Consider the following 24,206-nt stretch of genomic DNA (forward strand, 5'->3'; position numbering starts at 1 on the left):
GTTATTTATTTTCCATTTTGGTGAGTATGTCATTCATCATTTCTATTTGTACTTTCTGCATTTCCATTAATTCTTGCTGTTGATGAAGAATTAAATGATCCATTTTTTCATGCAAGGTTCTGATTTCCAATTCAGATTTCAGATTTATGGTATAATCTTTTATGGCCCTATCCCTGTCTTTTCCTTCCTGTCGGTTTTGGCTCATCATGATTACCGGGGCCTGCATGGAGGCAATACACGACAAAATCAAATTTAAAAGAATAAAAGGGTAAGGGTCAAAACCTTTATTCATCAGCAAGAAAATATTCATGGCTATCCAGATAAAAATGAAAACACTAAAAGAAATAATGAACGTCCAACTGCCTCCAAAAACAGCTACCTTATCGGCAAGCCTTTGGCCGAAAGTGGCTTTTTCTGCCTGGTTTTCGCTAATATTATCAGAAAGAATAGAATTTTGGGCAATGGAATTTAACACCTGTTTTTCCAATTCAGAAAGATCCTCTTTTTGCTGAGAAACATAATTGTACACATATTTTTCTCTATAATTGTTCAGTTCCGCGATAGAAATGTAATCATCAAGCGTAAAATCAGGAAAGTCCTTTTGGATCAGGTCAAAAATGGAATGCCGGATCAATTTGGCCGAGACTTTTTTATTTGAGGGGAGTTCACTTTTTGAGATGGCGCTATAATACTTTTTCATGGAGTTCTTTTTAAAGGCTTTATTTTAGGGTCGGTTATTTCTTTTCTCGAGCCAGTTGTCTATCCGAAGCAGGAAGGCATTGACGACAATGATCAACCCGGCACTGATGAGGGATTCTCTTAGAAAACCCGCTCCGGCCAAAGAGCCCACGGCCGAACTGCACCAGATAGTGGCTGCAGTCGTCAGTCCCTGAACATCCCGGCCCTGGTGCAAAATCACCCCTGCCCCAAGGAAGCCGATTCCAACCACAACTTGTCCGATCACCCTGGTAGGATCACCGCCTTCCGAAGCCATTTGAACCGAGATCAGGACATACATAGCTGCCCCGATCGTAACCAGTGTATTGGTACGTAACCCTGCGCTTTTATGATGCCACTGCCGTTCCAGGCCGATGGCTACTCCCCCTGCCAGCGCCACCAGGAGGCGGAGTGCGAATAATTTTAATTCCATAATTTCTTATTTGTCATGATCATCAATATGCATGAGGTGTAAAAAACGATGTGCGATGGGGGCAAAAAGCACGGCTACCGTGGACAGAAAAGCCACACCGGAAAACAAGGCGTAAGTTCCTGAAAATATTTTGGCGGCATTGTCGGGCATTTCATTGGCAGGCCCCATACCCGTTAAAATCATTGAGGCATTGTAAAAGGCATCTATCCAATTCAGGTCTGCATAATACCAATATCCCACCATACCGATCCCCAAAGACATTCCTAAAATGAAAGAAGAATACAAAACATATTTAAAAACCCTTTTGTGAAACTGCTTTTTTGAAAGAAGAGGTTTTGACTTGTGTTCAAACATATGGGTTCGGTTTTTATTTTGAAAAATACGACTTAAAAAAACAAAACCAGATTTTACTTAACTTTTTTGGCCCTACTATTTTTTCTTTGTTTGAAAATCAAATTTCTCCTTTCGCCTTTTGCAACTCATATGCTGCCACCTGAAAATTATAATAAGCCCCCCAATATCCCGCTTGTGCTGCATTCATTGTTTCTTCTGCTTCTATTAAATCTTTGGCCGTGGACAGGTCGTTCTGAAAGCGAATGGTCAAGTAGTTCAGCTCTTTTTTTGCAAATTTGTAATTCCGCTGCTGTATCCTAATGTCTTCAGATGCGGATTTCAAATTAGATTGCGCCTCTACAATAGCTTCCATAAGGTCATTTTGGGTACCTTTTACCTGGAGCTTGGCCTGCTGCATTTTCAATGTCAATTGAGGCATTATTTGCCGATTGTCAAAAAACGCATTGAACTGCCAATTGAGTTTCAGTCCGACGTAACTGCTGCCATACCATCTGATTTTACTGCTATTAAACCAATTTGGTTGATCGCCTACCCCGTTGGAGCCCAGATAACCATAAAGGGAGGCGGTGGGCAGTAAAGCCTTTTGCTGTTTTTTCATTTCTGCCTCTATAGCACTTACTTGAAGGATCTGGAGTCGCAAGGCCGGTAAATTGGTTAAATTAACCGGTTGGATCGTTTCCATGGCAACAGTTGTTTCAAAATCATCAGGCACTTGCAACTCATCAAGCAGCACAACAGGCTGATCGACAGGCAACCCTAAAACCAGGTTTAATAACTGGCGACTTAAAAGGATAGCCTGTTCTGATTTTGCTATATCAGACAACGCATTCTGATAGCTGTTTTCCACCCTTTCCAATTCAATTTCATTGAGTAATTCAGCGTCCACTTTGGCTTGAGTCAGCACCAGGGTGTTTTTCAATGCAAGGGCATTATTCTTAAGCTCTTTGCTTCTGGCTTCATTGATCAACACCTGAAGGTAGCTGCGGATAGCATCGATTTTAAGGTTTTGCAAGCTCACTTCCGCCTGTACGTCATCAAGTTGACGGTTGAGCCTGAGTATTTTTAAATCTTCCAAAATGGTGGCATCAAAAACAAACTGGCTGATTTCAATCCCGGCAGTATTGTTCCAGAATTTACCAAATTGAACAGGAATATCTTCTCCCGGCCTACCCACCAGTTCTCCGGGCAAAATCGTGGTAGGTCTTTTAATATTATACCTCACATCAAAGGTTCCGGATATTTGAGGAAGCAGTTTACCAAGCGCTTCGTCCAATTGCTTGTCTGTGATCTGTCCGCTGATAAGCTGACTCTGGTAGTCAGGGTGATTTTGTTCTGCCATTTTCCATGCCTGTTCCAATGTCAAAGAAATAGTATCCAGGGATTGGCCCAAAACATTTTGGGAGGAAAGAAAAAAAATAACCAGCATAATATTTTGAACGATCAATTTCATATCCATAATTTTTAAAAACGAAATACTTCGGCGGGTTCAAATTTGGAAATTCGGCGAGAGGCGAAGGTGGCTCCTCCCAGGGCAATAAAACAAATCAGCATAAAGAAAACGATCAGGAAAGAAGGGGAAAAATGAATGAGCAACCCTTGTTTGGCAATAGCGGTTGTAAAGCCTTTAATCAACAAAAATCCGATACTAAACCCCAAAATGGCAAATATAGCGGCCTGGGTATATATCAGTCTGCGGATATAACCATTGGTTGCCCCAATAGCTTTCATGGTGCCATAATCCTTAACACGGTCTACCGCTGCGGAGAAAAGCGTCAGCCCCACAATAAAGAATCCGGCGATAAAAGCAAATACAACCATCGTACCAATGGAGGTTGCAATACTGGTATTTTTCAGGATAAACTGAATGGTTTTATTGCCAAGTTCTTTGCCTTCCCATGCTCGAACCCCATAAATATTCTTATTAATGACCCCAATCATTTGTTGGCGATCCTGGCCCGGGGATGTTTCCACTAAAAAAGCACTGGCAGTATTGTCCCCGGCGGCAGACCAAAGTCTGGCTCTTTCAATAGTGGTAAAAACCAACACTCCTCCAAATCCGCGAACCCCTTTCGTTCGTGCGGCTATATATGCTTTCCTACCATTGATTTCAAGGGTGGTCCCCAAATCTGTTTTAGGGAAAACACGGGTATCGAAAATATCTACGGCAATGGCTCCATCCGGAAGAAGATTACGGGCCTTACCTTCATAAAATTGAGCGGGGCCCCCCACAAAATCCGGACTGCTAACACCAATAAGGGTGACTGCTGTGTTATCTCCTTGCGGGAATTGAACGGTAGCCCCTCCAACGAATAAAGGATGGACATTCTTTATCCCTTTAAGGGATTTAAGTTCATATTCAATCCTGTTATCCAGCCTGCCGAGCGCATTGGCATTTTCCGTATGATTATCAACGACCCAAATATACTGGGAGTTTAACCCGACCAAAACATTCATGCTATTGGTCAAAAAACTAAAAACGCCGGTTTGCTGACCAATCAAAAAAGTAGAGATTATTACCCCAAACAATGCACCAATAGATTTGGATTTATCATAAAGAATAAACCTGAGCGCCGTTTTAAACTTAGGAGGAGTTTTAAACATTATTCTTATTTTCTAACATCAATGACACATTCAACTCTTTGTCCGTACAATAGTTTCTCCTGTCCCTTGGTCAAACGCACCTTCACTTCCCTGACCCTCCTGTCCTCCAGCTTACCCACTTCATCTGAGAACAAAGATTTTTGCCGCAAGGAGGGAGCGACCTCGACCACCCTACCTTCCGCCAAAGTATCCGATGCCCCTTGTTTTCGAATAAAAGCAAATTGGTCGAGTTTTACCTTATCTGCAAACAACTCGTCAATCTCGGTAACTGCATCCATGGGCGATTCAGCGGCAAAAGATCCGAGAGATATCCCGGGCCCTGCTTCGGCACCGAGGGCCGTATTTACTTCCAAAATAATGCCGTTGGCCGGTGCTTTGATAAAATGTTTTTCCAACGCTATTTGCGCCAGGAGCAGGTCTGTTTTTAATTCTGTCAGACTGGCCCTGGCATTTTCCACATTGGCTTCCGAAGCCGTTACGTCGGTTAACGCCACGGTCCATTCATTTTTAAGATCATCCAGATTCGCTTTTGTATCAGCCCCCTGGTCATAAACCTTTTTAACCCTGGCATAATTTTTTTCCGCATTAGCGGCATTGGCTTTCATTTTTGCCAGTGTTGCTGCTGCATTTTTTATGACGGCCTGCTGTACCTGCATCTGTGCCTGTATTTTGGAAATATTGGCCTCTTCCGTTGCATGGTCGATCACAAAAAGTACCTGGCCTTTTTGAACAATATCACTCAACTTTGTCTTAACGGCCTCAATACTTCCGCTGACTTGTGGATACAAATCAATGGTTTTTCCTTCCGGATCTATTTTTGCCAAGCCCACCACTTTATCAGGCACCGCTTCCAAAGATTTATTTTCAATGTTCTGGGCGGAGTCTGCCGTTACGCTTTTGTCCTTACCAGATCCGCCACATCCTGTAAATAAAAAACTGGATGCAGCCAATACCCCTGCCAGAGCAAGGAAAACAATTATTTTTGGATTTGGACTTTTCATTTATTTTCGAACATTTTTTGATTAGCGAATTTCAGTAACCCTTCCATTATCAACCTGTACCACACGATGGGCATACGGTTCAAGGCGGCGATCATGGGTTACAATTACAATGGCCTTCCCTTGTTCTGCGAGAGATTTCAGTTCTTCCATTACTTTTCCGACAGACGCAGCATCCAAAGCTGCTGTAGGCTCATCACACAATAGCATCATGGGGTCGGTCACCAAAGCCCTTGCAATAGCAACCCGTTGCTGCTGCCCTCCGGATAATTGTCGGGGCAGGTTTTTTCTTCGATCCAACATCCCTACTTTGTCCAAAGCGCTATGTGCTTTTTCCATAGCCTCTTTTTGTGTCATTTTTTTGGTCAAAGTTAAAGGGAAAGCCACATTGCTTTCTGCACTCAAAGGAGCGATGAGGTTGAAACTCTGAAAAACAAATCCAATATTGTTCAGGCGTAAAGCTGCGAGTTGATTATCATTTAATTGGGTTGTTTCCTGCCCGTTCACCACAACCTGGCCTGCGGTAGGGTAAATAACACACCCCAATAGGGAAAGCAAGGTTGTTTTTCCTGAACCTGAAGGGCCAATAATCATCAGAACTTCCCCGGCAAATACCTCCAAATCAGTTTTATCCAATGCGGTGATGGTAGTATCCCCTACCTTATAAATTTTATTTGCGCCCTTTACCTGGGCAATTTTATTCATTGTCATCCTTAATGGCTTGAGACCAATCAACTATTTTCTATCTTTCAAACAAAATAGACACCGGATTCGTTCAAGGTCACTTTTTATTAATTAATATAGAAATCAAAAATCGGATAATCTTTAGAGATGCTGACAATTTCAAGCACCACAAGCGATTTGTGTAAGATAAGGATATCCAAAAATGTTTTTATTGATAGCAGAGGTTTAAAAAGTCCTTCGATAACCAACTAGGGTTCAATAACCCGCTCCAGCGCATTGGGCAAATAAATCAAATCAAAAGGCGCATCATACACCAGGTACATCATTTGCCAGTTGGGTTCGAATTTATCTTTATAGGATCGCAGACTTTTGTAATGTCCAAATTGACGAATACGTTCATAGGCCAGTTTCATAACGCGCTCCTGTAAGTTTTCCGGAACGTCAATGCCCGACATGGGAACCATCCCTAAATTGCATCCTTTGAACCCCAGACTTTTCAGGTATTCAAACATATTTACAAAGAGGAAATCCATTGTTCCGTTGGGCGCATCCCCGGTTTTGCGCATGAGGTCAAAATTGGCTTCCCTTGCATTATAGTCCGGGATGAGATTAATAAAACCAATGACCTTGCCCTCTGGATTTTCAAGACTGAGGATGGTTTGTTGTTTTAATTCTTTTTCGTTAAACGCCCCCTGTGAAAAAACCATTTCTTTTCGTTCCATATCCCTCAGCCATTCATCACTCACCGCTTTTAGCTGCTGCAAAAAAGCATCTTTTTGAGGAGGTTCATTGACCTTGAAGGAATAACCCTCTTTGGTAATTTTGTTCACCGCATTTCGGATTGTTTTTTTATCCCTGCCTTCTGTGGACCAGGTTTCCAGGTTCAAAACTGCTTCTTCGCCGACGGGCAATAGTTTTTTTCCAAGTTTTTCGTATAAGTCTTTGTCGGACTCAGGGATACGGTAGTAAGCGGTGCGCAACCCGCTTTTCCGGCACTGGGCATCAAATTTTTTTATGATCCCTGCCCTGGATTCCAATCCATCACAAACGGGATTTTCCAATACAATGGCATAATTTCGGGAAGTTTTGAAAGCCAGGAATCCAGTTCCGTCTTCATTGAACCAGTATCTTTTGTCGGGATAAGTTTTGAAATAATCAAGACTGCCTTTTCCGTATCTTTCCACCAGGGTTTTTGCCTTTTCGCGATCTTCTTCTTCTGTACTGGCCGTGTGCTGAATGAGCGGACGCAAAAACAAATACGCAAAATATGCAAGCGTTAAACCTCCCAGCAAATGCATCCCCAAAAGAAACTCCTTACCAAATGGCGTAGCGGGAACCAGGTCAATGTTGATCAACAAAAAAGTGGTGGCCGCCTCTTTAAAACTTTCCCATAAATTAAAATCTACATTAAAATGGACAGGATTCAGCCAATAAAACCCAATGGTACCAAACAAAAGCACGCCCGCAACCGCCACCATTCCCGGGAAAAGGCTGCGCCGGGCTAATTTTAAGTCGGGCTTAATGAAATATTGATGCCGTTGGTAAATAAGGCTGCCGAAAGTGATGAGTGCGACCAAAGCTTCTTCCCAGTCAATTCCCTTGACCAGGTGGGCGACCAATGAAAGCCCGCTTAAAACGAGGGCACTCCCCCATGCATTGCGCAATCCTTTTAAAAGGTAAATCGAGATGGCCAGCATAATGATGCCCGAGAGGATAACCAGCCAGGTAGAGGCGTGGATCGCTTCCATGGGGATGACTTCAAGTAGCATTTCAAGTCTTCCGGGCATGGCGGGGGTAAGCCCCGAAATGATATTGACGATTCCAAGCAGGAACAACAAAAAGGCCGGAAAAACACGTACCAGCAAATTATCTCTTTGAGTAATCAGGGCTACGACGCCCATCAGCAATACACCCCAGAATTCAAAAAATCTAAATAAAAAAGCCACGGACAATGCCAATACAGTTGATAATCCAAACAAAGTAAGGGAATACGTCAATGCCGCCTCCACCGCGCCGATCCCTCTTAAAAAAGGAGAACTCATAAGCAACAGCAGAACGATGGCATATCCGATGATGGCCATTTCAAGGGTTGGGCCGCCGCCAAGCGCTTTGACAGCAATATACAGGTGAGCAATACCAATAATTTCAACGATCAATGACAATCCTACTACCTGGAGGAATTTTTGCCGGTCAAAGGATTGCTCTCTCAGGTCCTTCATGAGCTGGGCAACGACAGGAATTCTTTTCCCCAAAAAGTGCGTCCCCTCTTCACTCCGGGTGACCCGGACGACCGAAATAACCAAAGACACTATCAGAATTGTTGTAATGACAATTCCTAAAACCAATTGTTCCGACAAGCTTTGTTTCCATAACAACCATACCAGGGCTGGCAGCCCGACGATGATTCCTGTCAGAATAGAGCAAACAGAAAAGATGGTGGAGGCAAAATAAATCTGGGTTTTACTGACGCCTTCTTTTCGTTCCACCATTTCATTAAAAAAAAGCACGTTCGTCAACACCCCTGCAGGAAGAAAAACACTGATTAAATTACGCTTGAGATACAATGAAATGCCGGTTCCCAACCCAATTTTTTCATGAATCGACTCGAAACTTTTTTGGTACATCACCCCCTGAACAATCATAAAAACGATGAGCAACAACAATCCCCAAATGATCCAGACAAGATCTGCCGTAGTGAGTGCCTCTTTTACCTTTGAAAGTTCTGCCCTTTCGTGCCTGATAAAATAGATACCCAACCCTACCGACAACAACCCAAGACCTACCTGAAGAATAATTTTATATTGTTGTTTCATATCATACCATTTCTTCCGGAATTCGAGCTTTTAAATGATCAACCTCACCCCGCCCAATTCTTCTATCCGGTAGGGGAATTGATCGCTGGGGGAACCAATAAACATAAAATTGACAGGAATATTCCATTTTTGTGAAAGCTCTTTAATCAGTGCCGGTGTGAATGTGCCCTTCATCTCAATAAATTCAATCTTAATATCAGGATATTCCCGGTCAAGCACTTCCACATCGCTTATCAGTCGTTCAGGAATGCGATCGTTTTCTCCCAATACGGAAACGATTCTCAGCTTTTGGGTATGTTCATTTTTGCTGATGTAGAGCATCACCCTGTTGAGCACGGCCACATCGTCATGGTTGGTAAAGAATATAAATTCCTGGGAATTGATCTCATCGATCAGCCTCAAAATATACCTATTGGTATACTTCACGGATCGCCGAACGGGTTCAAACAAATATTTGATCAGTTCCAATATACCCCACAATAATTTGGTGCGATTGAGCATAATGGTCACCAGCAATAAGGCTGGAATGAAATATTCCAGAAAAACGCCCACGTAGTGAGGATTCATGATGGCATTACCGATGATGGCGATCACCACGGCTCCTATAGCCAAAAAGATAGCTAACGGGGAAGCATTCTCCGGGCGGGGTAGTTTGGAACGCCTCAATTTCAATAAAATATTGCCTGCGCCAAACAAAGTCATGACCAAAAGAAACGAAATGGTATAAACACCGGCCAAAGCCCCCAATTGCCCTTCTGTGATCAGCAAAATGGAAATGCACAAAAGGAAGAACATAAAGAGTATTCGATACGCACTTCCCCGGTTATTTTTTTTGAGAAAAAACTGGGGCAAAATCCGGTCGAGGGTCATCCTTTCCAATAACCCGCTTACGCCGACATAAGACGTCAGAACGGCTCCACTCAGCACCAGGGCGGCATCCACGGAAATGGCGGTAGACAGCCAATTCCCTCCTACTTTATGGCCCATGAAGGAAAGCAAGGCTTCCTGGTTAGCCGTTACATCGGGAATGGCGATAATGGCCAGGGCCAAAAAAGCCATCAGCGGATTGAATACGGTGACCACAATCCACATATTTCTCAAAGTTTTCGGAAAAACGCCCTTGGCCTGTTCTTCCACAAAATTGGCAGAACTTTCAAATCCGGAAATTCCGAGCATGGCTGCCGCAAATCCAAAAAATATAGCTTGCTTGATTCCACCATTAAGAGGCATTGCATAATTTTCCAATAAAACCCCGAATCCTGTTTTCATGATGTAAAAACCACAAAAACCAGCCAACATGGTAAGGGAAACAAGATGAGTGATGAATATGACGATCGCTACTTTGGAAGATTCCCCTATTCCGAGAATGGTGAGTCCCAGAAAAAAGGCAAGCAGTAACCCGGTGGCAAAAATGACGGGCATATTGTGCCAGATGCTGTGCACATAATGCATGGCTTCACTGGCAGAGATCACTGCCGTCGCCATGTAGGACAGCAAAGTAAGCGTTGCCGCGAGGGAGGCGGTGGATTTGCTGGTGGTATTGAGTAGTGCGTTGTAAGCGCCCCCATTGAGCGGCAACGCTCCTACCACCTCTCCATAAATTTTCCTGAATAAAAACAACACCCCCGCTACGATCAACAGGGCCAGCCAGGCATATTGACCGGCATAAATGATGGCAAGTGCCGAGACATACAGGCAGGAAGAGCTGATGTCGTTTCCACAAATGGCCGTAGCGGCCAATTCGTTCAGTTTTTTTGTGGCTTTCAATTTTGTCTGGATTTATTTTGATAACAATTTCACTTCTCCAAATAAAAAGTGACGATACTTGGTAAGACTCTTTTCATCAAACCATTTACAAAACTGAGTAAAAATACCGGAGTAATCATTATTATCCGGCGAATTTGTAATCATTTCATGGAAATATTCCCTAGCCCGACCACTTTTACAACCACCTCATATGTACCCGATTCAAGGTCTTTCAAATCGGGGTGACTGACATGAAGCGGATGCTTGGGCACTTCCTCCCTCATGATGGGCTAAGCAAGGTTGATGTCGGGACTGTACCTAACGCTCACATCGATGACCTTACAAACCCGGCTGTCGCCCAAATGCAAATTGATCAATACTTCATTTCCGATCACGGAATTCGGCACCACGACACGATTGTTTTCCATATCTCTGATGATGGTATGCCTCAAGGTAATGTCTTCCTCTATTCCAACAAAATTATCCCTGAATTTTATCCGGTCGTGACCCCTGAATGGTTTGAAAATCACCAAAAACACCCCCCGGTAATATTGTACAGGGCCTGTTGGGCCGCCAGACCGGCAATTAAAGTGATGACCCCGGCACCGGCCAGCAGGGTATGGGCGACAGTTTTCATATTGAGCAAGGTAAGTAACGCCCAGCCAATACCCACCAGGTAAATAATGCCGATAATAAAATGCCTGATAAACTGGTAATTGCTGGGATCAATACCTGCCTTATGTATATTCCTATTGACAGATCGATTGAATAAAAAATTTAAGATACCCAAAGATTTCCCTTTCAATTTTCTTACTGTTTTGTTATGATCACCTTTTTAGTGGTATTCAGGCTGTTGTTCGAGATTCTGATAAAATAAGTACCGGCATATACCGTCTGTACATCAAAATAGGCGATGGTACTGCCCTTGTTCACTTTTGTTGAATTGACCAATTTCCCGGAAATATCCAATAATTCAACAAGCAGGTCATCTTCCACCAGGTTGCTGAGCTGGATGGCAATGAGGTCTGAGGCAGGATTGGGGAAAATGGAAATGTTCATTTGCTTAAACTCATTTTCCGTAATTCCGGTAGTGCCTGAATATACTGTTGTGGCTTCATTGATCGAATTGACTTTTCTATTGGCAGCCACCCCATAAAAAGTAGGCCCCACCACATAAGGATAAGTGGAGTTCCAGTTTTCATCCACCGTGGCAAAGTAAGCATAGGTACCTTCCGGATACTCCGGCGTCACACAAAATCGCCCGTTGTGTTCGTCCAGGTAGTCTGCCTGATCGGGATGGGAGATGAATTCATAATCTTCTCTAAAATATCCCAAAAAATAGGTGCCATTGACATTCGGTCCGTCGGGCACATCCGTTCCGTCGGCGTGGTGGGTTCTGGTGGTGATGTTCCTTAATTGATACCCTGATTTAATGCGAGTAATGCCGCCGGTCCCATCTGCATTTTTATAACCATAGGCACCATAAATCGGGAAACCGTCATAGGCAAATCCTATCAAGGGGGAATGTTGGGTTTCATCAATAACGTACAAGCCTTCGGCATCATACAAATTACAAATATTGGAAACTACCTCCAGGTCCAATTTGAAAGCGGAGGGGTTTTGATGATGATGGTAATTGCCCATCGCAGGATGCCCTTTGGCACAATCGAAACCGCCTCTTTCTGCCGGAACCGCATCCCTCATCCAATTCGATCCCGCCATGGGGCCACCGGGACAAGGCGGATTGCCAGGTCCTCCGCAAAGGGCATTGGTAGCGGAATTCCACCCCACCCCGTCGCGGTAGTCAAAAAGAGCTACTCCATTGATAAAAACTCCGATATTGCCTCCATTGGTAGGTGTTGGGGTACCACTATTAGGCTGAGGGTTAAGCGGAAATTTGAAAATTGCGTTTTGATTTTCCGCAAGGGAAGGATTGCCGTCAAGAAAGGGCCCCGTCGGATAGGAGGGTATGCCATGGGTGGACACATACACATAATCCTCGGAATATTCCACCTGTTGGCAATTGGTCAAAATACCATTATCGATGGGCGTCGGGTTGCCGGACATATAATAGCTACCGGTTTGGGTAGTGTTTTGTAGCCAGGAGGTGATGGCCGGATGGTCTTGGGCGTAGCTTATCAACACATAACTTAACAAGGCAATAGAAAACAGAAATTTCTTCATGTCAATGGATGTTTTTGTTTTTGAATTAGACAATGTTTTTTTTTAAATCCTTCAGTCGGGAAAAATATTTTTTTAGGAAATTGAAAATCGGGGTCGAAAACAAATGTTTTATCGTTGAGCGTCAGCAGGAAAGCAATCAGGTCCGCCTGCTCCACCTCCGTGAGTGGAACACCTTTTTTTAATTCATCGGCCAGGGTTTTGTTTTGCGCTATTCCGTCGGTGTAATGACGGAGTACCTGGCTCAGTTTTTTAAACCGCCCGTCGTGCATATACGGATAGGTGTAACTCAAATTGCGGAGAGAAGGTATTTTAAACAGCAAACTGTCACTGGGTTGTTGAGTGATTTTCCATTTTCCGTAGTCATTCAGGGTCGTATCCACAGGAAGACCATTATTGGCAAAACCATAATTTGAAAACAGGGGCTCCGTATGACAGGCATTGCATTTATTTTGAAATAATACATACCCTTTTTTTTCCTGCTCAGTAAATTGGGCTCCCCCCTTTTTTACGTCGTCGTATTTCGAATTTGCTGATACCAGGGTCAGTTGAAATTGAGATAAGGCTTTTAAAATATGCTCACCGGTGACCACGCTATCCTGAAACGCCTGGAAAAACAGCCCAGGATAAACTTTTTTCTTTTGCAATTTAAGCACCACGTTCTCCAGGTTTTCGCCCATTTCCCCGGGATGGCTGATGGGTGCCAGCGCCTGCATATCGAGATGATTGATCGCCCCGTCCCACATAAAAGACTTTTGCCAGGCGAGGTTAAAGAGGGCGGGCGCATTGCGGGTCCCGATCTGATCATAGATGCCGTGACTCAAATCGTGGTCCGTATGGGCAAAAGCATTGTAGGGGGAATGGCAGGAAGCACAGGAAATCGTATTGTCTTTGGATAAAACCGGGTCGTAAAACAAGGCTCTGCCCAATTCAATTTTTGCTTTGGACAATGGATTTTTGTTAAAATCGTATTCAGGAGCCGGGAAATATTCCGGGTATTGCAACCAGATTATGTTCCCCGCGACGAAAGCCGAACAGCAACAGGTTATGAACAATAATAAGTGAAATTTCATCTTCATTCCGCTATGGTAAAAATTGAAGGGATCAGTTTAGCCATTTCCATCGCCTGGTTATTGGGACTCATCACCTGATACGTTTTTTCTAAATCAATTTGGGTCAACAGTTTATCAATGGCAATATTTATTTTAACAGATTCACCTTTGGCAGTTTTCAGCGTCACCTGTTGCAGCGTATTGAAAGGCGCCTGGTATCCGCCCAGATGAAACTGAAACAGATGATTTCTGGCCGGACAAATTTTAGCTACTCCTTCCAACTTAAAATTGATGTAACCACTTTGCCATGTCCAGTACATGCCATTGGTTGGATCCAGATCCCCGCCAAAAGCTCCGGAGACATTCGTCAGGCTGTCGATGCCGATATTGAATTTGATCCTGTCAAATTTCATTTGGTTTTTTGAGGTGAAATCAATGACCATCGATTCCGGCTTTTCCACATCGATAAGCAGGTGTTTTTTTTCCAAAGTATAAACCAATTGTTCGTCCTGAAAAAACTGTACATCGGAAATATAAAATTTCAGTGCTTCAATTTTTACACTATCCCTGATTTCCGGCAAGTAATCATTTTCGCCCGGGACCAAGGGCTGATCATTCATCTCAGGTATAAAATAAATCGTGGCTCCCTGTTGTGCACAGGAAAGAATTGAAGAAAAAAGGAAAGCAATTAATACGGTAAATTTTATCATTGTTATTAACAGTACGAGATGACACCTTTTGCTTTTGCACAACCTGCGCGGCGAAGATGTCACCTCGGGTAACAGTGTTCGAGATGACACCTTTTGTTCGAGATGACACCTTTTAACAGTACGAGATGACACCTTTTGCTTTTGCACAACCTGCCCGGCGAAGATGTCACCTCGGGTAACAGGGGAGGCGAAGATGTCACCTCGGGACGAAAAGGTTAATGAATCACCATTTTCAAAAAAGCATTATCCACCCTGACGATATACATTCCGGGCGTCCAATCTGACGTATCAATCCAGGTATTGTTTAGAATAGATTGTTGATACAATACTGTTCCGTTCAGGTTGTACACAGACACGGCTCTTTCCTTTTGTTCCAATGCACTGATCTCCAGATAAAAAGATGTTTTTGCCGGGTTAGGAGAGGCTTTAATGGCGATAGATTCCAAAGTTGGATTTGACGTAGCCGTGGTTCCATTATTTTCTCCGTTAAAAGTTGGCGTCATCGTCTGAAAACTTCCGGTACCATTTGGGTATCTGCCATAGGAAATATCTGCGGTCTGATCCACAAAACTCACTTCATCGACGATAACCCCTGAAGCATTTACCAAAAAAACGGACTCTGCCGATGCTGATAATTTAAAATTAGCATGAAGGTCAGCCTGTTCTTCATCATTGTCGGCCCAAACCACTACGTAACCGTTTCCGTCGATGGTGGTGCCGGCAGGAAAGGCCCATTGCATGAGATCGTTGGCATCATCGGAAAGGAAATATCCTTCCAAATCAATGGCTGAGGCACTGTTGTTGAACAATTCTATCCAGTCATCATATTCACCATCCTGGTCTGCCACCGTTGTTTCATTGGAAGCCATAAATTCATTGATCACCAGGTCACCCACCGTCGGGCTGGAGGTCGTCGCAGTTATCGTATGGTATTCATGCTCTGCCCGATCAGGGGAAAACATCCCAATGGTGTTGTTTTCCGCATAGAGGTAATATTGGATAAAGGAGTTATTTATTTCCAACGCTACCCCATAAGTGCCATCATTGGCTCCACCATCATTATGCGCCCCGTCATCGAACATTTGCATTCTGGTGAAAGGAGCTCCCAATTCACTTCGAAAACCGAGATATACTGCATTGGCATCAGTAACGGATGCTGAAAGGGTAATCGTTTCGTTGATGATAGGCGTCTCATTGGATAAAACGATATTGTCAATGACAGGTGCGGTGGCCGTAAAATCCGGCAATCCCAAAAGATAGGTATTTCTTCCATCCATGAGGCTGGTAATGCCAGGTGTAGAGCCGCCGCCGGGTCCAGGGCCGCCAGTAATATCGTTGGTTAAATTGCTGATAAAATTACTATAGGTGAAAAATTTGTTGTTATCTGCCTGAACGGCTGCATCAACGAGGGTCTGAAGGGATTGCCCGGTAAGGTAATAAGTATCATTATCAAAATTTTCCAGGAGGATGGTTTTGACGTGAGCAAGATACATCCGTTTGTACATGGGCACACTCAGCAACTTTTGGACGAGCGGGAAGTCGGCATCATTGGCATTGAGTAGATGGCTCATTTGTCTTTTAGCGGTTATGGTATTGAGGTTGCCTGATCCAGTCATAGAAAAGCGCCCAAAAGATTCATTTAAATCCCAAACTACCGGAATGAAGCGTCCATAATCATCGCGGTATAAATAATAATTCTGAGCAAATCCACCAATATAACTATCCAGGTTAACCAAAACATTATCAAACGCAAGCATCCATAAAGCTCTGTCAACATCGAGGATTTGCTCAATATCATTAATGTTATTAATAAGTGTATCACAGAGGTCTATCAATTCACCCCATCCGTCATCAGACTTTAATTCATAAGCGTCGTAATACGCGGAACTGTCCTGGCCCAAATATACCAGGTTAGGTAAAGCACTGGATTGTGGCCCGGCCCCATCGGGCGGATTGCATTTAAAAAAGGTATTGTCATTGGAGTAGAACCTGCTTTTGACAAATTTTTTGGACACCGCTTCGGAGTTGGTGTACAATCCGATCAAGGTTCCATTGACATAAACATTGGCAAAATTGGAAAGCGGGGCATCCATATATTGCCGTAAAATCTGGTACGACAGGACTTCCCTCAGAAAAGAAGGATCTTTGGCGACATTGCTTAGTTTTATATCCGTGTATCCCTCATAGGAATGTTCTTTGTAAGTGTCCAGTTCAATGTGAAACGGATTTTTGACCTGGTTGGGACTGTAGGTACTATTGCCTTTGTATTTCACGCCAATGCTGTCCAATTCGACTCCATTGATTTTGATGCTTTGAGCCATGATATAGCCGCCATTGCTGGCGTATTCATTATCCAGCAACTGGTCCCAGTTGCTTTGGGCAAAGGTAATTTCAATGGTTTGAATGGTGTTGAGGTGGTAAAAGTCCTGCGCATGGGACATGGTTCCCGCCAAAATCAAAAGAGAAAAAAATAAATACTTCATAATTGTTTTTTGCTATTTGTCCTTTTTAGACAGCAATGCCTATGACATTATTTGGTGAATATAATTTTTATAAAATCTTAAGTAGTTCTACCCAAAGAAGCATTAAGGCAGGTTTCACTACCGCACACTTTTTGTATCAAAGTGATTTCGCTGATGTTTTTCATACCATCCTCCCCTTAATTCTGGATGGTTCTCACCAGTCGCACATAATTGTAAATGCGAATGGCATCGCCCTGAGGGCCAAAACCTGTTGAAAAATCGGCTGGGTCTCCGGTTTTAGGATCACTGCGCTGAGCTCCGGCGCCGTGTACATCCACCCAATCGCTCATATATCCCAAAGCTCGGCCAAAGCTAACGTATGCGGCATGGTTGCCGGCCATATTCGTCCAATTGCTGTGTGTGGTACTGGACCAGAAAAATGGATAGTCTGACTGGCCGGCCTCATTGATCATTTCCGTACAATGGAATAACGGATCCATAGCGGCAGAATGGGTGGTGCCCGGTGAACGGGTATAATCGACAATACTCTGCAGCTCCTTGACATCCGGCAAACGCCAATCCGTATAACCTGCGTATTCAAAATTTTCGGCATAGGTCAGCGCCTCTTCCCAATAAACCCCTGCTCCGTTATCATCCTGCATCCACATTAGGTTTGTGGCCTTGTCGGTGATGGTACCGTCGCCGTTATCGGTAAAATCATTTTCACCATAAGTGGTGTTTCCACGCACATACATTACGAAAAAAGTTTTTTCTCCCGACCCGAAAGGCATTTGCAGCCCGTAACCTTTAATACGACCATCGGCGAAGTTTACCCCGAATAATAAATTACCATCTACATACATGGAGGTAGTGGCATATTGGGCATCGATAATACGTTCCCCGGCATCGGTATCGCCATAGGCAAAATCAAAATAATCCGTATTGATAAAAGGAAACAATCCACTCGTGGAAGTACCTTCATAACCACTGGGATCCACGCCGCTGAAAATAATCAGGGAATACAATTCTTTTATCGTTGGTAATCTCCAGTCGGTGTACCCCCCAACTTTATAGGAAGCGGCAAAGGCAACAGCATCGTCAGCCGTCATTTTATCCGCCACGTCGATGTCACCATCCTCATCCATGTCAGGCGTTTTTGACCACATCAGACCAGTCACAAGATCGGTGATGGTCCCATTCCCATTATCTTTATAAGAAGGAGCGATGCCCTGGTAATTGGCATTTTGACCATAAAAGGCATCCCCGATTCCCGGAACAGCCATCTCGGTTTGGTTATTATAAGCAACCGTCTGATGGGTTCCCACAATGGGATAACCGGCAATATCCGGTAAATCATCTATGGGATTGGGGGTAACAGGATTCTTTTCACAAGTAGCAAAAAGGAACAAAAAGGCTGGCAAAAGGAAAAATCCAATATTTTTCATAAAGCTATATTTATTATTTATTTTCCTTTTAGACATTACCATTTCAAAAATCCTTCGGTGGCGGCTGATTATTTCTTCCGCCAGGGAGAATTACTTTGAGGGATTCCGAAACAAACAATTCAAAATTAGCCAGTTGTGATTCCTTCAACAAAGATTTTACCTGTTCAAAATGCTGTGCCGTAGCTTCAATTTTACGGCGTTCCAGTTGCAATATCGTATCCATAATGGCATTCGATTCCAAGTCTTTTGAAGTGTCGACAATCGCCTGGAAATAAGGCTCTATCCAGTCACTTTGCTGCCTGTTGATGGATCGCATCAGCTGGCTGTGCCGGCGGGCTAAATCTTTGAATGCTGCTTGTTGCTCAGGATTTAAATCAAGGAGCTCAACCGCCCGGTGATGGAAGGGTCGGGCTCCTCCTTTCATCGGTGGAGGAACAGGTGGTTTTGTTAAAAAAAAGAAGGCAAGCATAGCTATGTTTAAAAGGGCCAATATCCCCGCTGCATATTTAAAAAATTGTAGTTGTTTCATCATTCATAAGGATTATAATTAGAAATAAGCTGTTGATCAGCAGAGACCTCCACAACCAAATCATCAGTATTCACCTCGTACCTATGAGCATATTGCCGCATAGCAAATACATTCAACATGAGTAACAGGATAGCTGCTGCTACTGCGATTCTCCATTGAGTTATCGGAATAACTTTAGCTTCCGGCGCATCAATCTGGCTTTCAATTCTGGCAAATAATTCAGGACTGGGCTGAGCTCGTTTACTCCCTTCCAAACTGCCCAAAACGTCATCCATCCATTTTTCTTTATCTTTTTTCATCATAGCCATTTTTCTATTAGACAATCCCTATTTGATTTTCCTTCGCTCCGGGTAAACTTTTTCTAATTTTTCTCTCAAATTTTTTTTCGCCCGTTGCAATAATGATTCAACTGCCTTTAAGTTCATTTCCATAATATCAGCGACTTCCTGCCTTGACAATCCTTCCACGAAACTCAAAATGAAGGCCGTTTTCTGATTGGCAGGCAGGGAGTTTATGACTTTGAACAAAGTCCTTGCATTTTCTTTTTTTTCCAGTAAAATTCCGGGATGGTCAAAGTCGGGTTCGTCCATTGAAGGGCTGCCAAAACTCAGGAAGGAAAATCGCTTTTTACTTTTGATATGATTGAGGGAAGTGTTGACGGTGATGCGATAGATCCAGGTGCTTAAAGCTGCTTCCCCCTTAAATTTTGAAGCATTGCGGAATATATTGGTAAAGACATCCTGGGTGACTTCCTCGGCATCGGGTACATTTTGCGTATAACTGATAGCGGTATTATAAACCTTGTCGGAAAACAATTCATACAATTGTCGGAAAGCATCCCGGTCGCCTTTGACTATGGAATTTAGTAATTCTTGTTCTTTTGTCAATTTTTTTTACTTTTCAATCCAATCGAATTCAATTACAGCAAACTGCGGGTTAATGAATAACTGTAGCCTTTTGTTATTGGTTGGTTATTGAAAAACAATAATACTAAAAATGTATTTCTAATTTTATTTACACCACCGCTTTCTTTTTTCTATTTGATGAATTGATTGTGAAGATTTTTCTTACTCAACAGGGGTTCTTTTATTTCATAATCATCAATTTTAAGTGGCACATAGAATACATAGACCACATAGACAATTAACACATAGGCACATAGAATACATAGACCACATAGACAATTAACACATAGGCACATAGAATACATAGACCACATAGACAATTAACACATAGGCACATAGAATACATAGACCACATAGACAATTAACACATAGGCACATAGAATACATAGAACACATAGACAATTAACACATAGGCACATAGAATACATAGAACACATAGGCAATTAACTCATAGGCACATAGAATACATAGACCACATAGGCAATTAACACATAGGCACATAGAATACATAGAACACATAGACAATTAACTCATAGGCACATAGAATACATAGAACACATAGACAATTAACTCATAGGCACATAGAATACATAGAACACATAGACAATTAACACATAGGCACATAGAATACATAGGCACATAGGAGAAGGAAATCAGTGGACCTTCCTGCCAAAATATCTGTTGGTGATTTATTGATTTTTAGCGCCAGTACACGATCAGGTTTTGTTGTATCCAGGAGAGCTTTACAGGGGAGAGACTCCAGGGCAATTGGTCTAGCAAAATATCATAGGGTTTGATTGTCACCCTGAGGTCTGTATTGTCTTCATTGAAATTCAATATACCTTCCCGCAGCAGGAAAGTTTCTCTTAAACCGGTAATGGAAGTATTTCCCAAAATAGTCCAACTGGAAATTACCGCCTCCAGCAAGCCACTACAAAGTTGTTCGAGGTTTTCATCCATTTGAAGCGATACGGTTATGGGAGCATCCAGGGGATAACCACACAAGAATTTATTAAATAACAATTTGTCGTCGCCTGGATTTTCATCTTCGCTGACGATAAATTCCAATAGAAGAACAGCCTGCTGCCGGGCCTCATTATCAGGAAATTCGCCATTGCTCGTCAAACCCGCCCGTTCGAACAACATCCCCAGGTAGGGCCATAAAAGAACCATTCCTGCATTATGGACATAATAATTTTCTTCCATTTTTATTTTTTTTTGGCTGGACGGCCTTCCGTTTATTCCGGAAGATTAATCTTCACCAATTACCTCACTTCATTTACGTCCGCGCGATTTAGGTTTAGATTTAGGTTTAGGTTTTTCCTTTTCCTTGATTTTTACGTAGATCAGTTTATACCGGCTTTTTGAACTCTCCCTTTGTTCGATGTCAAATTTGCCAATAGATTTCATCAATGGAGTCAACTTCTGAAAACCATAGTTCCGGGGGTCAAAATTGGGCTGTTTCTTTTGCAGTAAGCTGCCGACATCTCCCAGGAAGGCCCATCCGTCGTCGTCGGATAAGTCAGTGATCGTCGTAGCAATTAGGTTGATTTCCCTGGCCGTTATTTTATCCACTGAATCTTTAGGAGCATCCTTTTCAGATTCAGATTCAGCCTCTTTGGGTTGATTTTTCAGAATTTCGATGTAGATGAATTTGTCGCAGGCCACGATAAAAGGATTGGGGGTCTTTTTTTCTCCGATCCCGATCACCTGCATGCCGGCTTCCCGGAGTCGGGTGGCCAGTCGGGTAAAATCACTGTCACTGGAAACGATGCAAAAACCGTTCACCTTTTGAGAATACAGGATATCCATGGCATCGATGATCATGGCCGAATCCGTGGCATTTTTTCCTTTGGTATAACCATACTGCTGGATGGGCGTAATCGCGTTCTCCAGCAGCAGGTTTTTCCATTTTGACAACCCCGGGTTCGTCCAGTCGCCATAGATTCTCTTGATGGTTGGATTGCCATATTTGGCAATTTCTTCCATCATCTCTTTCACATAGGCTGATGGAATATTATCACCATCAATGAGTACTGCCAGGTTGAAATTCATATCATTTTATTTTGGCACAATAAACCCAAAAAGATGTTTACTGCACTGTCACCGTAAGCGAAACCTGATTGGTCAGGCCGTCGCGATTGGTCACGGTAAAGGTAAATTCGTCGGTTTGCCCGGAAACATTTTCCAGGGTCGTGGTAAAATCATACTCGTAAGCATCGCCTTCGGATCCCGTCAGGGATTTGTCAAAAACAGAAACAGGTGCCGCACCATCAACAGATTTTGAAATATTGAATTGTTTCAATACATCCTTGTCCTCAGATTTTGAAGCCGTGATCCCGATGGTCACGCTGCTTCCTCCTGCGAGGGTGGCATCGGCGCTGGTATAAGCCGCTCCTGTTTTAAAGCTGATCTCCGGAAGTAATCCTTCATCCTTTTCGCATGAAGATATTAATGTTAATCCGCATACCAAAGTGATGAGACAGAATAATTTGTTCATAATAAAATAAATTTAGGTTAGAAAAAAAATATTAAGATGAAGTGTGTGCTAATTTTATCCTGCAATAGAGCGAAAAGTTACGCCCGATGTTCAATAAACCATAATTTTTAAACCTCGATAAATGATCGTAATAAGCCTTGTTTAGGATATTATTAAAAGCCAGTCCAAAGTTCCAGGTTTTATCCTCCAGCAAAATCTCAGTGGATATCCCGGCGTTCCAGATGCCATAAGCCGGCGTTTTGATTTCATAAGGTGCCGAATTGCCCTGAGCGAAATTGTATTCCAGGTTGGTAAAAAACCGGACCGAAAAATTTTTATCCCTCCCGAGGTCCCCGGACAAGGCGGTAACAAGTTTTTTGGCGGGAATATAAGGCGTAAAGTTCCCATCCGCGGTTTTACTCATCATAGCCGAATAATCCAATGCTAAATTAAGGTGCTTTAGTGGTTTGAATTTTAGGGAACATTCCGTTCCGTATTGGGTGGCATTTTGCTGTTTATACCGATACACGGGAAATCCGAACCATTGTTCCGGGGTCGGCGTCAAATAAATGTACCCATTAAAAAAATTGTAAAAGGGGCTAAAAGCCAAATCCAGGTAACGGCTTAAAAAATTGAGATAAAAATTAAGCGAAAAGATCTGTTCGTTTTTCAGATGGGGATCGCCTATTTCATAGGTAAAAATGCCTTCATGCAGCCCATTGGAGGATAATTCTGCCAGGTTGGCGACCCTCACTCCCGTGGCAAAATTGGCTTTCACATTGAAGTGCTTGTCAGGAAACCAGGTGACACCACTGTATAAATTGTAATAGTCAGACCATTTTTTAAAAGGCTGAACCTCTTTGCCCGGCCCGTTCACATTCATAGTAAAATAGGTATGAATGAACTTTTCTCCCACGCCCAGTCCGTTTTCAATGACCAACCCCTCCACGGGATTGCTTTCAAGGTAAACCGAAAGGTTGCTTTCCTGGAGTATGGCATCGGGCACGATTTTCCTGGCACCGAAGTTGGTATTGTCTTCGAGGACATTGAGGTTGGAAAAGATCAGCTTGTTCCGGTCATTCAGGCGGTAATGAAATTTGATCAGATTTTGAAGGGTCAGTAAATGCATGTTCAGACTAATGGCCCCCCCGCCCTCGTTCTCCATGCGTTCATTGGATTGCACCCCAAAATTCACCTCCAGTTTAGACCGTTCGCTGATGGAAATTTTATTCTCCGAAGAAAAAATATTGAGGATTACAAGGTGTGCAGGATTTTCATTGAGTCGCCTGCTCCAACGTTTGTCCGCAGTAATAAAGGTATAAACGTCATTAAAAATAAACCCGAAACGATTGAAGGAGCTGGAAAAATTATTGGAAGAGGTCCAGTGGTTGCGCTCAAAGCCGAAGGTCGATTTGAGGTAATACCCGTCAAAGCGGCTATTTAGCACCCTGCTGCTGTTTCCGTCGGAATAATCAGCATGATTTTCTATGGCCCCTCTTATGCGCCACCACCTGTTTCCTTTCCGGGCCTTGTATCCTGCCTGCAAGGTTCCCCCCAGTGTATTGGAATTAAAATGCACCCCAAAATCCGTTTCCCTCGAGTCCGGAGCCGGCCTTTTTTCTTCGATTAAATTGACGATGCCTCCAATGGCTTCGGTCCCGTAAAGGATGCCAATAGGTCCTTTGATGAGCTCAACTTTCGAGAGTCCAAAGGAGGAGAGTCCCAGGCCATGTTCTTCCTGCCATTGCTGGTTGTCAAATTTCAGCCCTGCCAGTAAAACCAATATCCTGTTTCCATAGAGGCCTCTGATCACCGGTTTGGAGATGGCGATCCCGCTGGTGAGCATACTCACCCCAGGGGTTTTTGATAACAATTCGGTTAAATTATAACTGCCGTATCGATTGGCGACTTCAATCTTGAGGGGTTCAATGTTAAGTGAGGTCTCGGAAGGTGTATTTTCCAAATAGGCGCTGATGACGACTTCCTGTAATTCATTGAAGAGTAAACTATCCACCACTTGTCCGTAAGCAACAAATACACAACATAAAACAAAAACCGTTAAATACCACTTCATTGGCAACCTTTAAAATCTGTCTT

At 43.1% G+C, this 24,206-nt stretch carries 23 protein-coding genes; all 23 read right to left on the bottom strand.

The annotated features are described in order from the left end of the window. Position 1: 1 nt before the first annotated feature. The 23 genes from H6571_08865 to H6571_08975 all read right to left on the bottom strand — a co-directional run bounded on the left by H6571_08865 (position 2) and on the right by H6571_08975 (position 24,183). Complete coding sequence (locus H6571_08865) at positions 2-700, bottom strand: DUF1003 domain-containing protein (GenBank protein MCB9323831.1); 699 nt, start codon at positions 698-700, stop codon at positions 2-4. A 24-nt stretch (positions 701-724) separates the two neighbouring features. After that, positions 725-1,150, bottom strand: a complete 426-nt coding sequence (locus H6571_08870) for an MgtC/SapB family protein (protein ID MCB9323832.1) — start codon at positions 1,148-1,150, stop codon at positions 725-727. A 6-nt stretch (positions 1,151-1,156) separates the two neighbouring features. Then, positions 1,157-1,504, bottom strand: coding sequence for a hypothetical protein (locus tag H6571_08875; protein ID MCB9323833.1), 348 nt, complete (start codon positions 1,502-1,504; stop codon positions 1,157-1,159). 97 nt (positions 1,505-1,601) lie between these two features. After that, positions 1,602-2,954, bottom strand: coding sequence for a TolC family protein (locus tag H6571_08880; GenBank protein MCB9323834.1), 1,353 nt, complete (start codon positions 2,952-2,954; stop codon positions 1,602-1,604). An 11-nt stretch (positions 2,955-2,965) separates the two neighbouring features. Next, a complete protein-coding gene (locus tag H6571_08885) occupies positions 2,966-4,105 on the bottom strand; it encodes an ABC transporter permease (GenBank protein ID MCB9323835.1) in 1,140 nt (379 codons plus the stop codon). Positions 4,106-4,110: 5 nt separating this feature from the next. Further along, complete coding sequence (locus H6571_08890; protein MCB9323836.1) at positions 4,111-5,106, bottom strand: biotin/lipoyl-binding protein; 996 nt, start codon at positions 5,104-5,106, stop codon at positions 4,111-4,113. A gap of 21 nt (positions 5,107-5,127) precedes the next feature. Then, positions 5,128-5,808 (bottom strand): ABC transporter ATP-binding protein, encoded by a 681-nt coding sequence (locus H6571_08895; GenBank protein ID MCB9323837.1) that lies wholly within the window; start codon positions 5,806-5,808, stop codon positions 5,128-5,130. 227 nt (positions 5,809-6,035) lie between these two features. Further along, positions 6,036-8,600, bottom strand: coding sequence for a lysylphosphatidylglycerol synthetase family protein (locus H6571_08900; protein ID MCB9323838.1), 2,565 nt, complete (start codon positions 8,598-8,600; stop codon positions 6,036-6,038). 30 nt (positions 8,601-8,630) lie between these two features. Then, entirely contained in the window at positions 8,631-10,367 is a 1,737-nt protein-coding gene (locus tag H6571_08905; GenBank protein ID MCB9323839.1) for an APC family permease, read from the bottom strand. Between the two features lie 269 nt (positions 10,368-10,636). Next, positions 10,637-10,885 carry a mechanosensitive ion channel gene (locus H6571_08910; GenBank protein MCB9323840.1) on the bottom strand — a complete coding sequence of 83 codons (249 nt, stop codon included), beginning with the start codon at positions 10,883-10,885 and terminating at the stop codon, positions 10,637-10,639. Beyond that, entirely contained in the window at positions 10,873-11,151 is a 279-nt protein-coding gene (locus H6571_08915) for a hypothetical protein (GenBank protein MCB9323841.1), read from the bottom strand. The genes H6571_08910 and H6571_08915 overlap by 13 nt, the downstream gene beginning before the upstream one ends. A gap of 5 nt (positions 11,152-11,156) precedes the next feature. After that, the gene (locus H6571_08920; protein ID MCB9323842.1) at positions 11,157-12,530 is read right to left on the bottom strand and encodes a YHYH protein; all 1,374 of its coding nucleotides are present in this window, start codon (positions 12,528-12,530) and stop codon (positions 11,157-11,159) included. Then, complete coding sequence (locus tag H6571_08925; protein MCB9323843.1) at positions 12,527-13,606, bottom strand: c-type cytochrome; 1,080 nt, start codon at positions 13,604-13,606, stop codon at positions 12,527-12,529. The genes H6571_08920 and H6571_08925 overlap by 4 nt, the downstream gene beginning before the upstream one ends. Beyond that, entirely contained in the window at positions 13,603-14,289 is a 687-nt protein-coding gene (locus tag H6571_08930) for a hypothetical protein (protein ID MCB9323844.1), read from the bottom strand. The genes H6571_08925 and H6571_08930 overlap by 4 nt, the downstream gene beginning before the upstream one ends. A gap of 215 nt (positions 14,290-14,504) precedes the next feature. Continuing rightward, positions 14,505-16,772, bottom strand: coding sequence for a CotH kinase family protein (locus H6571_08935; GenBank protein ID MCB9323845.1), 2,268 nt, complete (start codon positions 16,770-16,772; stop codon positions 14,505-14,507). A 176-nt stretch (positions 16,773-16,948) separates the two neighbouring features. Beyond that, a complete protein-coding gene (locus H6571_08940) occupies positions 16,949-18,196 on the bottom strand; it encodes a DUF1566 domain-containing protein (protein MCB9323846.1) in 1,248 nt (415 codons plus the stop codon). Positions 18,197-18,239: 43 nt separating this feature from the next. Then, positions 18,240-18,728 carry a hypothetical protein gene (locus tag H6571_08945; GenBank protein ID MCB9323847.1) on the bottom strand — a complete coding sequence of 163 codons (489 nt, stop codon included), beginning with the start codon at positions 18,726-18,728 and terminating at the stop codon, positions 18,240-18,242. Beyond that, a complete protein-coding gene (locus H6571_08950; GenBank protein ID MCB9323848.1) occupies positions 18,725-19,048 on the bottom strand; it encodes a hypothetical protein in 324 nt (107 codons plus the stop codon). The genes H6571_08945 and H6571_08950 overlap by 4 nt, the downstream gene beginning before the upstream one ends. Positions 19,049-19,051: 3 nt before the next feature. Further along, positions 19,052-19,612, bottom strand: a complete 561-nt coding sequence (locus tag H6571_08955) for an RNA polymerase sigma factor (GenBank protein ID MCB9323849.1) — start codon at positions 19,610-19,612, stop codon at positions 19,052-19,054. Between the two features lie 717 nt (positions 19,613-20,329). Further along, entirely contained in the window at positions 20,330-20,836 is a 507-nt protein-coding gene (locus H6571_08960) for a hypothetical protein (GenBank protein ID MCB9323850.1), read from the bottom strand. 69 nt (positions 20,837-20,905) lie between these two features. Further along, positions 20,906-21,685, bottom strand: coding sequence for an NYN domain-containing protein (locus tag H6571_08965; GenBank protein MCB9323851.1), 780 nt, complete (start codon positions 21,683-21,685; stop codon positions 20,906-20,908). Positions 21,686-21,722: 37 nt separating this feature from the next. Next, positions 21,723-22,130 (bottom strand): hypothetical protein, encoded by a 408-nt coding sequence (locus tag H6571_08970; protein ID MCB9323852.1) that lies wholly within the window; start codon positions 22,128-22,130, stop codon positions 21,723-21,725. A 31-nt stretch (positions 22,131-22,161) separates the two neighbouring features. Beyond that, a complete protein-coding gene (locus tag H6571_08975; GenBank protein ID MCB9323853.1) occupies positions 22,162-24,183 on the bottom strand; it encodes a TonB-dependent receptor in 2,022 nt (673 codons plus the stop codon). Positions 24,184-24,206: the final 23 nt, after the last annotated feature.

Source organism: Lewinellaceae bacterium, assembly GCA_020636105.1.
Taxonomy (GTDB): Bacteria; Bacteroidota; Bacteroidia; order Chitinophagales; family Saprospiraceae; genus BCD1.

What these genes read in the sequence shown, in the direction of transcription:
- H6571_08865 (MCB9323831.1), bottom strand. Translation starts at nt 700, where the DNA reads ATGAAAAAGTATTATAGCGCCATCTCAAAAAGTGAACTCCCCTCAAAT.
- H6571_08870 (MCB9323832.1), bottom strand. Translation starts at nt 1,150, where the DNA reads ATGGAATTAAAATTATTCGCACTCCGCCTCCTGGTGGCGCTGGCAGGG.
- H6571_08875 (MCB9323833.1), bottom strand. Translation starts at nt 1,504, where the DNA reads ATGTTTGAACACAAGTCAAAACCTCTTCTTTCAAAAAAGCAGTTTCAC.
- H6571_08880 (MCB9323834.1), bottom strand. Translation starts at nt 2,954, where the DNA reads ATGAAATTGATCGTTCAAAATATTATGCTGGTTATTTTTTTTCTTTCC.
- H6571_08885 (MCB9323835.1), bottom strand. Translation starts at nt 4,105, where the DNA reads ATGTTTAAAACTCCTCCTAAGTTTAAAACGGCGCTCAGGTTTATTCTT.
- H6571_08890 (MCB9323836.1), bottom strand. Translation starts at nt 5,106, where the DNA reads ATGAAAAGTCCAAATCCAAAAATAATTGTTTTCCTTGCTCTGGCAGGG.
- H6571_08895 (MCB9323837.1), bottom strand. Translation starts at nt 5,808, where the DNA reads ATGAATAAAATTGCCCAGGTAAAGGGCGCAAATAAAATTTATAAGGTA.
- H6571_08900 (MCB9323838.1), bottom strand. Translation starts at nt 8,600, where the DNA reads ATGAAACAACAATATAAAATTATTCTTCAGGTAGGTCTTGGGTTGTTG.
- H6571_08920 (MCB9323842.1), bottom strand. Translation starts at nt 12,530, where the DNA reads ATGAAGAAATTTCTGTTTTCTATTGCCTTGTTAAGTTATGTGTTGATA.
- H6571_08925 (MCB9323843.1), bottom strand. Translation starts at nt 13,606, where the DNA reads ATGAAGATGAAATTTCACTTATTATTGTTCATAACCTGTTGCTGTTCG.
- H6571_08930 (MCB9323844.1), bottom strand. Translation starts at nt 14,289, where the DNA reads ATGATAAAATTTACCGTATTAATTGCTTTCCTTTTTTCTTCAATTCTT.
- H6571_08935 (MCB9323845.1), bottom strand. Translation starts at nt 16,772, where the DNA reads ATGAAGTATTTATTTTTTTCTCTTTTGATTTTGGCGGGAACCATGTCC.
- H6571_08940 (MCB9323846.1), bottom strand. Translation starts at nt 18,196, where the DNA reads ATGAAAAATATTGGATTTTTCCTTTTGCCAGCCTTTTTGTTCCTTTTT.
- H6571_08945 (MCB9323847.1), bottom strand. Translation starts at nt 18,728, where the DNA reads ATGATGAAACAACTACAATTTTTTAAATATGCAGCGGGGATATTGGCC.
- H6571_08960 (MCB9323850.1), bottom strand. Translation starts at nt 20,836, where the DNA reads ATGGAAGAAAATTATTATGTCCATAATGCAGGAATGGTTCTTTTATGG.
- H6571_08965 (MCB9323851.1), bottom strand. Translation starts at nt 21,685, where the DNA reads ATGAATTTCAACCTGGCAGTACTCATTGATGGTGATAATATTCCATCA.
- H6571_08970 (MCB9323852.1), bottom strand. Translation starts at nt 22,130, where the DNA reads ATGAACAAATTATTCTGTCTCATCACTTTGGTATGCGGATTAACATTA.
- H6571_08975 (MCB9323853.1), bottom strand. Translation starts at nt 24,183, where the DNA reads ATGAAGTGGTATTTAACGGTTTTTGTTTTATGTTGTGTATTTGTTGCT.